Below are 16,800 nucleotides of genomic sequence, written 5' to 3'. Positions count from 1 at the left end.
TATATGAAAAACACAAGAATTACTACTTTCTTATATAAGTTAGGCTTCTTCATTTCATTCATGCTCTTTAACTTCACTTTGCTGTCGGCAACTGAAGAAGTTATCTATAACTTGAAATTTAAGCAACTTTCCGCTCCACATTCACTGCCAACCAATGAAGTTCAAAAAGTATATCAAGATAGAGATGGATTTATTTGGTTCGCTACTCGTAATGGATTATGCCAATATAATGGATATGAAACGACGCTTTATAAATCCAATCTTTATTCTCCGGATTTATTGACCACTAATAGCATCACTTGCCTGGTTGATGATAATAATAATAATCTTTGGATTGGTACATCGGAAGGATTGAATGTGATGGATAAGAGAACAGGAGAGATCAAAAAGTACAAAGCGCCATCCATATCTAATAATGTAGTGTCTGCACTATGTGTGACTCGTGATAATACTCTTTGGGTAGGTACTGATAATGGCTTATGCCGCTATGTTCCGGAGAAAGACACTTTTGTTGTCTGTGGAGATGAATTTGGAGATGGCAGGCTACGATATGTTACAATCAAATCTTTATTAGAAGATTCAGATGGCGATCTTTGGATTGGAACTTGGGCACAAGGGTTATTTCGTTATTCTCCATCTACAGATAAAGTAGTAGTATATCCCAAAATTAATGAGCAATATTCTTCTCATGTTATTTATGAAGATAGTAATAAAGATATTTGGGTAGGAAGCTGGGGCTATGGACTTTTTAAACTACGGAATCCTAAAGATATGGAGAATGTGTCTTACCAAAGTTTCCTGCATGAAAATGGCGATGATTCAAGTTTATCCGATAATATAGTATATGATATAGCTGAAGATATAAATACTCATACTTTATGGGTTGGTACACGCAGTGGATTAAGTATTTTAAGACTTGATGAGTCGAGTTCCTTTATTAATTATAAATCAGGGAAATCTGATTATCGTATTCCTTCTGACGAAGTAAATTCAATTATGCGTGATAGTCAGAAGAATATGTGGATAGGAGCCATTGGCGGTGGAGTTTTGATGGCTGATACACGGCAACCTGCATTTGCTTTGCATACACTTAATTTCGGTGATGAAGATATTCCGGTAACTTCTGTTCGTACGTTATTTGCCGATTCAGATCAAAATTTATGGATTGGAGTTGGAACTTACGGATTAGCGCGTAGAGAGTATGTGACGGGCGAACTAAAGATGTATTCACATATACCGGAATTTTCAGGTGTAAAAGATTTGCCTTCTCTTTTTGCGGTTGTTCAGCGTAAAAAAAGTGGTGATATCTGGTTTGGTATGTATAACGGAGGAATTTACGTCTATCGGAAAGGCGAGAAGGTGAAGCACTTAACAACGAAGAATAGTGCTTTTCTCACTTCAGATTGTGTATCGGCTTTATATGAAGATTATGAAGGGAATTGCTGGGTTGGTACGCGTGGAGGAATAGGAGTCCGTTTATCTGATGGTACTGACTATCGCTTCGAAACAATGAATTTTAATGATAGCTTGTCTGCTGGATGGATATATGTAAGAGATATCGTGCAGGATATGGATAACAGTGTTTGGTTGGCTACATCCAATTTTGGTGTGATTCATATAACGGGAGATGTTCGGCAACCTTCAACGCTGAAGTATGAGAATTATAGTTTTCATAACCGTAAATTAATCACGAATACAGTTCTCTGCATGCATATTGACCGTTTTGGACGATTATGGGCGGGGACAGAGGGAGGAGGATTATACCTTTATAATCGTAGCACGGGACAGTTTGAAGAAAAGACACGGACATATAGCATTCCGGGAGATGTTATCGTTAGTATAGAAGAAGATAAAAGTGGAAATTTATGGCTGGGAACAGTTTCCGGACTGGTGAAACTTTATGTGGCTGCTGTTGGAAATGATTTTTCGACTCGTATATATACTTCTGCTGATGGACTACAAGATAACTTTATTGTCAATTCGTCTTGTAGCCGTGATGGAGAACTCTTCTTTGGAGGCCATAAAGGCTACAATAGTTTTTTTCCCGATAAAATGGAAATCCCATCTCAGGAAACTAATTTCCTGATAACAGATATTAAAATATTCAACCACTCTTTTAAAAACTTGCCGGTTGAGCTACAGCAGAAGATTTCTCCGGTAATGCCTACCTATACAAGTAAGATTGAACTTCCCTATAAATACAATAATTTTAGCATTGAATTTGCTGCTCTTACTTACAAGAATCCTGAACTGAACAGGTATGCTTATCGTCTCCAGAACTTTGACCGGGATTGGCAGTATACGGATGCAGATCGTCGTTTTGCCTATTATAACAATCTGCCAAGTGGAACGTATACGTTTCAACTGAAAGCAACGAATGAAAACGGAGAATGGAGTGGTTATGTACGTGAATTCACAGTGGTAGTCCTTCCTCCGTTTTGGGCAACTTGGTGGGCTTATCTATTATATATGGTATTGGTATTGGTTATTGGTGTCTTAATTTACCGTACAATTAAAAAACGTATATTGCTTCAGAATGCCTTACGGCTTCGTGAAATGGAGAAGGCAAAGGCGGAAGAATTAAATCACGCTAAGTTGCAGTTCTTTACTAATATTACCCATGAATTATTAACTCCATTAACAATTATTTCGGCAACAGTTGATGAGTTGAAAACACAGGCACCTAGTCATAATGACTTATATACTGTAATGAATAGTAATATTCAGCGACTAATTCGATTGTTACAACAAATTCTTGAATTTCGTAAAGCGGAAACTGGTAATTTGAAGTTACGAGTCTCTCCAGGAGATCTTGCTGCTTTTGTAAGAACAGGGACTGAAAGCTTTAAGCCTTTAGTGAAAAAACGTAAGATACATTTTTCACTTCTTTGTGACCCTGAATCTATTGTTGGTTACTTTGATATAGATAAGTTAGATAAAATCATGTATAATTTATTGTCAAATGCCGCTAAATATAATAAAGAAGATGGATTTATCCAAGTAACTTTATCTTATGATGAAGAAGATAGAGAGTTTGTGTTATTGAGGGTTAAAGATAATGGAAAGGGTATCTCAAGAGAGAAACAAGCAACTCTTTTCAAACGATTCTATGAGGGGGATTATCGTAAATTTAATACTATTGGTACGGGCATCGGACTTTCATTAACAAAAGATTTGGTTACATTGCATGGGGGAACAATCTCAGTAGAAAGTGAGGTAGATCATGGTACCGAGTTTATTGTACGAATCCCTATTGAGCGTTCTTATTATGATGAAGAGCAAATTGATGACGAAGTTATTTCTTTGAGGCAAACAGCTATTGATTACGAGGATACACCGGAAGATGTTATTGCTGAAGTCCAAGAATTGGCGACAAAAGCCAATTCCATATTGTTAGTGGAAGATAATGAGGAATTACTAAACCTGATGACAAAACTATTGGGCCGCGAATATAATGTTTTCACTGCGGAAAATGGGAAGGAAGGTATTATAGTATTAGAAAATGAAGATGTTGATTTAATTGTATCTGATATAATGATGCCTGAAATGGATGGGATAGAATTTTGTAAATATGTGAAAGGGCATTTGGAGATTAGTCATATACCGGTCATTTTATTGACTGCTAAGAATAAGGAAGAGGATAGAGCGGAAGCTTATGAAATTGGTGCGGATGCATTTATTAGTAAACCTTTTAATTTGACAGTTCTTCATGCACGTATTCGCAATTTGTTAAAGTATAAAGCACGAATGGCACATGATTTTAAAAATCAAATTGTATTTGAAGTGAAAGATTTAAATTATACCAGTTTGGATGAGGATTTTATTCAACGTGCTATTAATTGTGTAAATAACCACTTAGAAGATCCCAACTTTGATCAAGCGCAATTTGCGGATGAAATGTTAACTAGTAAATCTACTTTATATAAAAAGTTGAAGTCTTTAGCAGGTTTGAATACTTCTTCTTTTATACGTAATGTTCGTTTGAAAGCAGCCTGTAGGATTATGGAAGAAAAAGGGATCAATATTCGTGTTTCCGAATTAGCTTATGCAGTAGGTTTTAATGATCCTAAGTATTTTAGTTCTTGTTTTAAAAAGGAGTTTGGTATGTTACCGTCTGAATATATTGAACGATTTATTATCGAGAAAGAAAAAGACTAAGTAAAATTGCCTTTTGAATTATCTTTTTTAAGTTTATTGTAAACCTCTCTCTGTATCAGAATGAGGTAGTGTGTTAATAATAAAGGATATTATCTTCAGGTACACAAATTGTTTCGTAGGGCTGTGGTCTTTCTTTCGGAGACTATACTTCTATGAAAGATTGATTATAGTGCTTCTTTCGAAGGAGTATAATCATACGAACTAAAATATGGACTTGAAGATATTAGAGTAGACTTGATTCTAAGTTAATTATGCTATAATTAGATATGTAGATATATTAGTGAACTATGTTTTTGCTGTAATATAACAGGGGAGAATATAAATAAACCTTCTATGTCGAATTATAATTCAAATATGTCGAATATCTCAAATTCGACCTTGTAGAACTATCTTTAGAGTAAAGTGCAGATGTTCGCACCTATATTTGCATTGTGATAACGGAGAAATATCTCAATACTACTTTCAATCATTTTTTCGGTAGAATAGAAAATAACTTTATTAACCTTTTAAAAAAAAATAGCATGAAAAGAAAGAAATCCAGTATGAATGTGGGGTATGTACTTAAGACGGTCTTATCCACATTTAGTATTTTATTTTTAGTCGGTCTTCTTTTTTCTTGTAAGGAGGACTATGCTTATGTTACTCCGACTTATGTCAGTACAGCCTATGATTCGAGTAAACCTGTGGAAATAACTGCAATATTACCTGATTCTGGTGGATATAAAACTCCTTTTGTTATAAAAGGAAGCAATTTTGGCAATGACTTATCAAAAATTAAGGTAATTTTTAATGGTGATCGTGAAGCTGTACTCGTCAGTACAAACGGAGAGACTTTATATGGGATTATGCCTAAACAAGAGGATGGCTTTAATGAGGTAGTTGTTACTGTAGACGGAAAGGAAAGTAAATCTCCACAAACTTTTCGTTATGTGAAAGTGGAGCAGGTATCTACAGTTGCTGGCAAATCGGGAGTTGGAGGCTATACAGATGGGACATTGATTGATTCACGTTTTGGGAAGATTTCTGGTATTGCTTCAGTGGTAGGAAATAACTTGATAGTTTGTGAAGGAGATGATGGACGTGTTCGTATGGTTTCTATTGATGACAACAAGGTTTCAACCCTGTTCTCAGGTTTTAAACTAGGTCAACCTGCTGTCACAAAAGATCGTACTAGAGTTTATGTTATTCAAACAGTTAGCCCTCATGCTATTTATTATTTTGCGAGGGAAAACTCATGGACTTCTAAACGTTTGACTTCTGGAATAGCAAACGTCACAGGGCAAATTCATTCTTGTGCGTTAGATAATGATGAAAAATATCTTTATTTCCGCGACCATAATGGTAAATTTGGAAGAGTCGAAATTGCTAATCCGCAGAATGTTGAAATTTTGAATTCAAATTGTGGAAAGGTTGATAAAGAGACTTCTTACTTGGCATTTAATCCTGTTGAAAACTGCTTTTATCTTTCTCTACAAAATGCGCAAGGGATTTATAAAGTTTCTCATGATGGGCAAACTGTGGAGGATTATGCCGGATTTAATTCGATTGGCGGGAAAGATGGACCTCGCCTGGAAGCTACATTGAGAAACCCGGCAGGTATTACTTTTGATAAAAGTGGTAACTTATATTTTTGTGATTCGCAGGGTTATACTTTACGAAAAATTTCTCGTATTGATGGAATGCTTACTACTGTTGCTGGACAATATCAGAAAAGTGGCGGCGTTGATGGATTACCTTTAGAATCTACTTTTAATTATCCTTATGTTGTTTGTATGGATGATGAAGAAAATTTCTTTATCGGTGAGCGTTGGGGATGTGTAGTGAGAAAATTTGCAGTAGAATAATCTTAAATTAAAATATATATGAAACAATTATTAATTGTTATTTCGCTTTTGTTTTCATGTATTTCGATGTCGTGGGGACAAAATGGATTTATGGTCGCTGGAACAGTGATGGACGAAAACGGTGAACCTTTAATAGGGGTAAGTGTGGTTAATCAAGCAAATACTTCCCAAGGAACAGTCACTGATTTGGACGGTAAGTTCCGTTTACCGAATCTTCTTAATAAAACAACATTGCTTTTTACTTATGTAGGTTTTAAAAATGAGAAGTATGTTGTAACAGGCAACAAAGAGCAAATCAAAATTGTAATGAAAGCCGATGTTAGTGACCTGGATGAAGTTGTAGTTGTTGGACAGGCTAACCAAAGAAAGGTTTCTGTGACGGGGGCAATTACAGTGGTGAAACCGGAAATTCTGGACCAACCAGGTACTTCTATCTCTAATATGTTAGGTGGAAATGTCCCAGGTATTATTGCTGTGACTCGTAGTGGTGAGCCTGGAGATGACTTTTCAGAATTCTGGATTCGTGGTATTAGTACTTTTGGAGCCAATGCCTCTGCTTTGGTATTGGTGGATGGTGTAGAAGGAAATATAAATGATCTTGACCCTTCAGATATAGAAAGTTTTTCTGTATTGAAAGATGCCTCCGCAACTGCTGTGTATGGTGTACGTGGTGCGAATGGAGTGGTGGTAATAACAACAAAAAGTGGTAAGGCGGGAAAGCTGAGAATTAATTTTAAAACAAATTTGATAATGAGTGAGTCTGCACGTATGCCAGAATATGCAGATGCTTATTCGTACGCTCAATTAGCAAATGAAGCTCGTCTTTCTCGTGGTAAAGATCCTATCTATTCTGATGTCGCAATGGAATTGATTCGTACAGGCATGGATCAGGACTTGTATCCTAATGTGAACTGGAGGGATGTGATTTTGAAAGATCATGTATGGCAGAATCAACATTTTTTAAGTGTTGCTGGTGGTGGTACTGCAGCTCGTTACTATATGTCATTGAGTATACAGAATAAAGATGCAGTTTTTAAGCAGGATAAATCAGCAAATAAATATGATACGAACGTTAGCTATCATAAGTATTCATTTTTGGCGAACATGGATGTAAACTTGACAAAAACAACCAATTTGGGGCTTAAACTAAATCAAGTGATTGTAAATCAAAATGCTCCGGGGTTTGGTGATAATAATGATGCTTTGTGGCAAGCACAGGCAAACTTGACTCCACTTACAACTCCGGTCAAATACTCTGATGGTTCATTGGCTACTTATGGAGCTAATGCTGATGAACTTTCTCCTTATGTTCAATTAAATTATACGGGATTTAAAGAAAATAGACGTTTAAATACGGGATTATTGGTAACTCTGAAACAAGATTTATCTTTTATAACAAAAGGCTTAGATATTAAAGGTGTGTTTTCTTACAATGGTGAATCGCAGCATAATATTACTCGTACAAAGATGCCAGATCTTTATTATGCTGATGGTAGAAATGCTGATGGAAGTTTGAATTTGAAAAGGACTCGTGAGAAGAAAGATTTGTCTTTTGGTAAGGATGTTTATAGCGCACGCTCCTATTATTGGGAATTAACAGGAAACTACAACCGTACTTTTGGTGAGCATAGAATTGGTGGATTGGTTCTTTTTTATTTGCAAAGTAATTCAAATTCAGATGCTAATGATAATTTGGCAGCGATTCCTACACGTTATGAGTCTTTATCTGGTCGTGTAACTTATGGTTTTAAGGATACTTATTTTGCAGAATTCAATATTGGCTATACGGGTTCTGAACAGTTTCCGACAGGTGAACGTTTCGGCTGGTTTCCAGCGGTCTCTGGTGGTTGGGTTCCTACTCAATATGACTTCCTAAGAGAAAAAATCCCGTTTTTGAATTTCCTTAAAATACGTGCTTCTTATGGTTTGGTAGGCAATGATCGTATTGGAGGTAAACGTTTTCCATATTTAACAACTATTTATTCAGGAATGTCAGGAACTTCCTGGGCTAGTGGCGGGGTTTTAGGAGAAGACCAAATTGGTACTGACGGCTTGACTTGGGAGACCGCCCATAAATTTGATATTGGTATAGATGCTCATTTATTTCATGAGAAAGTACAGTTTACTGTTGACTATTTCAATGATAAACGTACTGGAATATTCCAACAACGTGCTACTATTCCAACTGAAGTAGGATTAGTCAATTTTCCATGGGCCAATATGGGAAGTATGAGAAGTCATGGCTTTGATGGTAACATTTCTTTTGATCATGCATTTAATAAAGATTGGAGAATGACTTTACGTGCCAATTTTACTTACTCGCGAAATAAAGTTACTAATTGGGAAGAATCAGGTATTCGTTATCCTTATCAATCGCGAATTGGCATTCCTAATGGTGTACAAAGAGGTTTGATTGCCTTAGGTTTATTTAAAGATGAAGCTGATATTGAAAGTAGTCCCAAGCAGACTTTTGAGAGTGTAGTTCTACCGGGTGATATCAAATATAAAGATGTGAATAATGATGGAGTTATTAATTCTGATGATGAAGTGCCACTTTCGTATTCTGCAACTCCTGAATTGCAATATGGATTTGCTGCAGAAATTAGATGGAAGAAATTTTCATTAAGTGCTCTTTTCGAAGGGGCTGGGCACAGCAATTATTTTTATGGTGGTACTGGTTTTTATCCTTTTGCATGGGAAAGCCGAGGTAATTTGTTGAATATTGTAACAGAGCCATCTAATCGCTGGACTTCACGTGAAATTTCTGGAAATCCTTCAACAGAGAATCCAAATGCTCGTTTTCCTCGTTTAACATATGGAGAGAATAAGAATAATAATCGTGCATCTACTTTTTGGTTAGCAGATAATCGTTACTTGCGTTTTAAGAATCTTACGGCACGTTATTCTTATGCACATCCGTGGTTGAGTAACGTTATAGGAGTAAGTGGTATTGACATAAGTTTTATTGTTAATAATATATGTACATGGGATGATATTAAGTTATGGGACCCGGGACAGGCTAGTGGTAATGGAACTAAATATCCTATTCAGCGTACTTATACATTGCAGTTGAATTTTAATTTTTAATGAGGACAAAAAATATGAAAAATATAAGAAGTATAGTTATTGCAGGCATTACTGCTGTCATGGCTTTTAGTGTGTGTTCTTGTGACTCTTATCTGGATGTAGATCGCTATATTTATGATATGACTAGTCTTGATTCTATATTTAAACGTAAATCTTTGCTCGAGCAATATATAAATGGTGCTTCTATGTATTTACCGCGTGAAGAAATCTTGTGGTGGAAAGGTGAAGATCCTTTTGCGTTAACTACTGATGAAGCTTTTTGTTCTTTTAAAATGACTCCTGTTGATTATGCTCAGGGTAAAATCGATCGTTTTAGTAGTTCATATGATTATTATAATAGATTTTATAAAGGTATTCGGCGTGCCAATCAAGTAATTCAACGAATTCACGAATGCGAAGATATCTCGGAGGTAGATCGTCGTGATTTTACCGGACGTGCTCACTTCTTACGTGCTTATCTATATTATAGTTTATTGAGACAATATGGTCCTGTACCCATTTTGCCGGATGATCCGTTGCCGACTAATGGTTCGACTGAATCTTTAAGTTTTCCTAGAGGAACTTATGATGAATGTGTAGATTATATTTGTGAGAATTTGGAATCTGCTGCTGCCATGTTGTTAGATGAACGTCCAGATGTATCTACTTATCGTGTTCCTACAAAAGGTGCTGCATTGTCTATAATTTCTCGTATTCGTTTAGAGGCTGCTAGTCCGTGGTTTAATGGTAATCCTTATTATTATGATTTTATTCGTCATATAGATGGTGTGCCATATATTTCTCAAACAAAAGATTTACAGAAATGGGGAATAGCTGCTGCGGCAGCAAAAAGAGTGATCAATTTAGATAAATATGCTCTATTTACAGTGCCAAAAGATGCAGATACACCAGAACTACCTAAAAATGTGCCAAATGGAAATTTTCCTAATGGTGCTGGAGACATTGATCCTTTTAGATCTTATAATGATATGTTTACAGGTGAAGAGCTAGCGTTGAATGTTTCAGAATATATTTGGACAGCTGGTTTTAATAATGATGTTTTATATGTTGCTTTTCCTGCAGTAATGGGAGGAGGTAATGGATTGAATGTGAGCCAGCAATTAGTGGATGCCTACAAAATGGTTGATGGGTATGATATTAATGAATCAAGTCAAGAATATCCTTATCCTGTTGAGGCAGAAGCATGGAAACCTATTGGAAATAATGGGAAAAGTTTTTCAGGTTATCAAATGCCTGCTCAGGTTGCAAAGATGTATGATAATCGTGAAATGCGTTTTTATGCTACTATTGCTTTTAATCACCGCTATTGGGAAGCGAGTTCCTATGCTGGTACTGAACCTAACAAGAAGAATCTGGAGGTGACTTACTATATTGATGGCACTGGGGCTGCTTGGGGAGATCATCCTGACGATAAGAGTTTTAGTGGCTATAATTGTTGTAAATATGTTCATACTTCGGATAGTCCAAAAGGAGGTTATAGAAGTAAATACTTCCCCCTTATTCGTTATGCTGAAATTTTGCTTAACTATGTAGAAGCCATGAACGAGATGGAAGAAGGGGTTGTGTATACAGATGAGGATAATAATATTACGGTGAAAAGGGATAAGGATGAAATGAGAAAATATTTCAACATGATTCGTTTCCGTGCTGGTTTACCAGGAGTAACAGATGCAGAATTAAATGATCCTGCAAAAATGCGTGAGATAATAAAAAGAGAGCGTCAAGTAGAATTTGCTTTGGAAGGTAGGCGCTTTTTTGATTTACGTCGTTGGGGAGACTTGACTAAGAATGTAGGTACTTTTTATGGTATGAATGTGAATGCAAAAAGTAGTAACAGAGAGGCATACCATAAGCGGACGGCAATGACTTGGCAATACTCAATTTATACTATATCCAATAAATTGATGTTCTATCCGATTATTCAGACCGTAATGGATAAAAATGTGAAACTTGATCAAAATCCAGGATGGTGATCAGAATGATAATGTTAAACTATAAAAGAACGAAAAATGAAACTATTTAATTATACAAGATGCTTGTGTCTCAGTTTTTCTCTACTTGTATTAGCTTCATGTAATGTTGAAAATCCAATAGATGGAGAACAATATATAAAGCAGGTTTATTTGGTTGGTGCTTATGATAAACTGCAAGGAAAGGAGGTTGCTTATGGTAGTGAACGGGAGATATTTGTGTCTGTGGCAATAGGGGGAACTGTTTCTCTAGATCATGATGTAACTATAAGACTGGAGCAAGCAGACTACATTAATATTGATAATTATAATAAGAAAAATGTGGTAGGAGATGATATCCCTTATGAAGCTATGCCTCAAGAGTTATACAATATTCCTTCATGGGAAGGCACTATTAAAGCTGGAGAAGAGTATGTACGTATTCCTATCCATATTTATGCAGATCAGGTAAATTGTGATAAGCGTTATATTATTCCGTTGAGAATAGCAGAAGTGAGTGATTATGAACCAACCCCAACTGATACAGTTTTAATGGTGAATCTCAAAATGGTCAATGAATACTCAGGAACATATATCATCAGTGGAACAAATGTCAGATATGAAAATGATGAACCAATCGTAAGTGAAACATCTTCTTTAAATACACCGCGTACAATGATTGCGGTTGACCAGTATACAGTTCGTCTATTTCATAAAGTTGAATCGGAAGAGTTAACTAATGCTGATAAAGCAGCGATGAAATTAATTGTTAATCCGACGGATAATACGGTTACAATAGAACCTTGGAAAGATCTTCCTATTCTTAAAGGAGGGGGGACTTTTGATGTAGAGAAGCATACATTTACTATTTGGTATCATTATATGGAGAATGGTAAAGAATATCGAACAGAAGCTACTATCGTAAAGAATAAAAGCTAGTAGATGACTCTATGTAAGGTACATCTAGGAAATAGGTGTACCTTACTATAACAGCACAATTTGGCTTTGTTGATAATTTCTAAATTTTTATATTGTGGAATTGAGAAATGTTACTTCTCTAAGTTTTTTGTTTATGACGATGATAGACATACCCGGATATTTGTCGATATAAAGTGCATGCTAGATCTAGTCTATAAATCGTTCAAATAGAATCGAATGTCGGTCATTTAGGTAGGCTTTATCTAAAGTTCGACCTAATTGCATGATTTCTGTACCTTTATTTATTATTGGACTCTTATTTTTGTCGATAATGAATACTACTAATTTATCTTTCGGAGGATAAATTAATCAATAGGTTTTGGAACCCCAAAGAAAAACAGACTTATATGAAGATAGTAAAGATTGTAAATTTAATGATGGGCTTGTCATTTTCACTATGTACATTAGCGGAGAATGATTGGCGATTAGTTTGGAGTGATGAATTCGAAACGGATGGTCCTTTGGATTCTTCTGTGTGGAACTTTGAACAGGGATATGCACGTAACGAAGAAGCCCAATGGTATCAACAGGATAACGCAATCTGCAGAAATGGATATCTCATAATAGAAGCTCGAAAGGAGAAAGATAGAAAGAATCCCCTTTATGTAGCAGGAAGCAAAGACTGGCGCAAAAAACGAGAGTTTGTAGAATATACTTCTTCGTCAGTCACTACTGCCGGGAAAAAAGAGTTTTTGTATGGGCGTTTTGAAATAAAAGCACGTATTCCGGTGGCGAAAGGTGCATGGCCTGCTATCTGGGCTTTGGGACGTGATATGGAATGGCCTTCATGTGGTGAAATTGACATTATGGAGTATTACCAAATCAAAGGAGTACCTCATATTCTTGCAAATGCTGCATGGGGAACAGATCGGCAATGGCATGCAAAATGGGATAGTCAGGCAACTCCTTATTCACATTTTACCGATAAAGATCCGGATTGGGCTTCAAAGTTCCATATCTGGCGAATGGATTGGGATGAAGAAGCGATCAAACTCTATCTGGACGATGAACTTTTAAATGAGATACCTTTAAAGAATACCATAAATGGTAAAATAGGAAAGGGAACCAATCCTTTTACAAGACCACAGTATCTTTTATTGAATTTAGCCATTGGAGGCATTAATGGAGGACCGATTGATGAGGCCGCCTTGCCAATGAAATATGAGATTGATTATGTCAGAGTCTATCAGAAAGAGAAAAAAATAGCTTCTGGAGAAGTCTGGAGAGATATGGATGGTGAGCTGATTAATGCACACGGCGGAGGGATACTTTTTCATGAAGGCAAATACTACTGGTTTGGAGAACATCGCCCGGCTACTGGTTTCGTCACAGAAAAAGGCATAGCTTGCTACTCATCCACTGATTTACTTAACTGGAAAAATGAGGGAATTGTTTTTGCAGTTTCCGAAGAAGCAGGAAGCGATATTGAGAAAGGATGTATCATGGAGCGTCCGAAGGTTATTTATAATAAGAAGACCGGAAAGTTCGTCATGTGGCTGCATCTCGAACTGAAAGGACAAGGATATGGACCTGCCCGTACGGCTGTTGCTGTAAGTGATTCGCCTGTCGGACCATATCGCTTTATTCGTTCCGGGCGTGTGAATCCCGGCATTTATCCTTTGAATATGACTAAGAAAGAACGCAAGCTAAAATGGAATCTTGAACAATATAAAGAATGGTGGACACCAGAATGGTATGAAGCAATTCGGAAAGGTATGTTTGTGAAACGTGATCTGGAAGGTGGACAGATGTCCCGGGACATGACTTTGTTCGTAGATGATGATGAAAAAGCTTATCACATTTATTCTTCAGAAGAGAATCTTACTTTGCAAATTGCGGAATTAACAGACGATTATCTCAACCATAGTGGTAAATATATTCGGATTTTTCCCGGTGGACATAATGAAGCTCCTGCTATATTCAAAAAGGATGGGATTTATTGGATGATAACATCCGGCTGTACAGGATGGGACCCTAATAAAGCTCGTTTGTTGACTGCAACTTCTATTCTTGGAGAATGGAAGCAACTTCCAAATCCTTGTATAGGCGAAAATGCAGATAAAACATTTGGCGGACAGAGTACCTATATACTTCCTTTACCGGATAAAAAACAGTTCCTTTTTATGGCAGATAACTGGCGCCCGAAGAGTCTGGAAGACTCACGTTATATCTGGTTGCCTATCCAATTTAATGAAAAAGGTACTCCTTTTATCGAATGGGTTGATAGGTGGAAAATCGATTGATATCGTATATAATAGAACTTGAGTTCAATGGGTAGATAAAGTGAAATAAGGTAAAGAATTTCCCAAATAGCTTATAATTCGTGGATATTGGTCGTTTTTTGGTCCTTTTTTGACACAATTCTGAACCCTTTTCTTTAATGTATCCAGTATCTTTGTGGACGATAAATCTTAAATAATATCATGAATAATTTGAAAGTATGGTGTATATAGCTAAATTCTTATTGCCGGTAGTCATGTTTATGGGGCTGCTGCCGATACAAGCGCAAGCGCAGAAAAATACAAGTTTCATGCCCGGTGAAGTATGGAAAGATACGGATGGTAACCCTATTAATGCTCATGGTGGGGGACTGCTTTATCATGAGGGCACTTACTATTGGTACGGAGAGTATAAAAAAGGAAAAACGATATTACCGGAATGGGCTACATGGGAATGCTATCGTACAGATGTGACGGGAGTAGGTTGCTATTCTTCCAGAGATTTACTGAACTGGAAATTTGAAGGCATTGTCCTGCCGGCAGTAAAAGACGATCCGAACCATGATCTCCATCCGTCTAAAGTATTGGAACGCCCCAAAGTAATTTATAATAAAAAGACTGGTAAGTTTGTGATGTGGGCGCATGTGGAGAGTGCAGATTATAGCAAGGCGTGTGCAGGGGTGGCTGTTTCCGATTCTCCTGCCGGGCCATTTACTTATCTGGGAAGTTTCCGTCCGAACGATGTAATGAGCCGTGACCAGACCGTATTTGTAGATGACGACGGACGAGCTTACCAATTTTACTCGTCAGAAAACAACGAGACTATGTACATCAGTCTCCTGACGGATGATTATCTGAAACCAAGCGGACGTTTTACACGTAATTTCATAAAAGAATCTCGTGAAGCTCCGGCAGTTTTTAAGTATAATGGTAAATATTATATGTTAAGTTCCGGTTGCACAGGGTGGGACCCGAATATTGCAGAAATTGCTGTTGCTGACTCCATTATGGGCACATGGAAAACAATAGGCAATCCTTGTACAGGACCGGATGCGGATAAGACCTTCTATGCACAGAGTACATATGTGCAGCCGATAATTGGAAAGAAGGATGCATATATTGCCATGTTTGACCGTTGGAAAAAGAAGGACCTGGAAGATTCACGCTATGTATGGCTGCCTGTATTGATAAAGAACGGAGCGATTACGATACCCTGGCATGAAAAGTGGAACTTGGAAATCTTTGATAAATAGAAGAAATAGATGATGAAACGGATACTACTACTAACTTTCTTGCTGATCTCTGTTTCTGCTGTGTGTCTTTCACAGAGATTGGTGGAAGTGGCTAAGGGATATAGTTGTACTTCTGTCAATACAGCGGTATTCCGTAACAATTCCTTGGTGACACATAAGGGGGAGCAGTATATTAGCTACTACGATGCCGAAGGGTATCTGGTACTTGGCAAACGGAAGCTGAAATCTAAAAAATGGACAATACACCGTACACAATACAAAGGTAATGTAAAAGACGCTCATAATATTATTAGTATGATGGTAGATGGGGAAGGATACTTGCATGTTTCTTTCGATCATCATGGGCATAAGTTGAATTATTGCCGGGGGATAGCTCCCGGCTCTCTGGAGTTAGGAGAAAAAGTGCCGATGACCGGTGTAGATGAAGGTAATGTCACTTATCCGGAATTTTATCCTTTATCCGGAGGGGATTTGCTGTTTGCCTATCGTTCCGGTTCTTCCGGTCGCGGAAATCTGGTGATGAATCGTTATTCTTTGAAGAATCATGCCTGGACTCGTGTACAGGATGTTCTGATTGATGGAGAGAATCAGCGGAATGCTTACTGGCAACTGTATGTGGACGAGAAAGGAACCATCCATCTGTCATGGGTATGGCGTGAGACTTGGCATGTAGAGACCAATCATGATCTTTGCTATGCACGTTCTTTTGATAATGGGGTGACTTGGTATCAATCGAATGGAGAAAAATATCAGCTTCCTATCACTGCTTCAAACGCAGAATATGCCTGTCGCATCCCTCAAAACAGCGAGTTGATTAACCAGACAAGCATGAGTGCCGATGCCGATGGAAAACCTTATATTGCAACTTACTGGAGAGAACCGGGGAGTGATGTTCCTCAATACCGTATTGTCTGGAATGATGGAAAAACATGGAAGTATCGTCAGGTGACTGATCGTAAAACTCCGTTTTCATTGAAAGGAGGCGGCACGAAGATGATTCCTGTTGCCCGTCCCCGCATTGTAGTGGAGGATAAAGAGATATTCTATATTTTCCGTGACGAGGAACGGGGAAGCCGTGTGTCGATGGCACATACAACCGATGTCAGCCATGGTAAATGGTCGGTAACGGATTTAACTGATTTTTCAGTGGATGCCTGGGAACCGTCTCATGATACCGAGCTATGGAAGGAACGGTGGAAACTGCATCTGTTTGTACAGCATACCCGCCAAGGAGATGGTGAACGTACGGCAGAAATCGAGCCGCAAATGATTTATGTGCTGGAAACAAATACGAATACAAATAAATAAAGAT

At 37.4% G+C, this 16,800-nt stretch carries 8 protein-coding genes; all 8 read left to right on the top strand.

Features of this window, described 5'->3' with window-relative positions; genetic code table 11:
* Positions 1 to 3: 3 nt before the first annotated feature.
* Positions 4 to 4,158, top strand: coding sequence for a hybrid sensor histidine kinase/response regulator transcription factor (locus tag BLW31_RS09825; protein WP_010536339.1), 4,155 nt, complete (start codon positions 4 to 6; stop codon positions 4,156 to 4,158).
* Positions 4,159 to 4,679: 521 nt separating this feature from the next.
* On the top strand, positions 4,680 to 6,002 hold the full coding sequence (locus BLW31_RS09820) for an IPT/TIG domain-containing protein (protein WP_010536341.1): 1,323 nt from the start codon (positions 4,680 to 4,682) through the stop codon (positions 6,000 to 6,002).
* 18 nt (positions 6,003 to 6,020) lie between these two features.
* Positions 6,021 to 9,089, top strand: a complete 3,069-nt coding sequence (locus BLW31_RS09815) for a SusC/RagA family TonB-linked outer membrane protein (protein ID WP_022301195.1) — start codon at positions 6,021 to 6,023, stop codon at positions 9,087 to 9,089.
* 14 nt (positions 9,090 to 9,103) lie between these two features.
* A complete protein-coding gene (locus BLW31_RS09810) occupies positions 9,104 to 11,062 on the top strand; it encodes a RagB/SusD family nutrient uptake outer membrane protein (protein ID WP_010536343.1) in 1,959 nt (652 codons plus the stop codon).
* A 36-nt stretch (positions 11,063 to 11,098) separates the two neighbouring features.
* On the top strand, positions 11,099 to 11,977 hold the full coding sequence (locus tag BLW31_RS09805) for a BT_3044 domain-containing protein (protein ID WP_010536344.1): 879 nt from the start codon (positions 11,099 to 11,101) through the stop codon (positions 11,975 to 11,977).
* Positions 11,978 to 12,363: 386 nt separating this feature from the next.
* Positions 12,364 to 14,259: a family 43 glycosylhydrolase gene (locus BLW31_RS09800; RefSeq protein WP_010536345.1), complete on the top strand. Its 1,896-nt coding sequence runs from the start codon at positions 12,364 to 12,366 to the stop codon at positions 14,257 to 14,259.
* Between the two features lie 197 nt (positions 14,260 to 14,456).
* Positions 14,457 to 15,488, top strand: coding sequence for a glycoside hydrolase family 43 protein (locus tag BLW31_RS09795; protein WP_010536346.1), 1,032 nt, complete (start codon positions 14,457 to 14,459; stop codon positions 15,486 to 15,488).
* Between the two features lie 12 nt (positions 15,489 to 15,500).
* The gene (locus BLW31_RS09790) at positions 15,501 to 16,796 is read left to right on the top strand and encodes an alpha-l-rhamnosidase (protein ID WP_029425252.1); all 1,296 of its coding nucleotides are present in this window, start codon (positions 15,501 to 15,503) and stop codon (positions 16,794 to 16,796) included.
* Positions 16,797 to 16,800 lie beyond the last annotated feature (4 nt).

Source organism: Bacteroides faecis MAJ27 (genome assembly GCF_900106755.1).
Lineage (GTDB): Bacteria > Bacteroidota > Bacteroidia > Bacteroidales > Bacteroidaceae > Bacteroides > Bacteroides faecis.
Note: the sequence above shows the minus strand (reverse complement) of the source record. Positions and strands in the feature narration are given on the sequence as shown.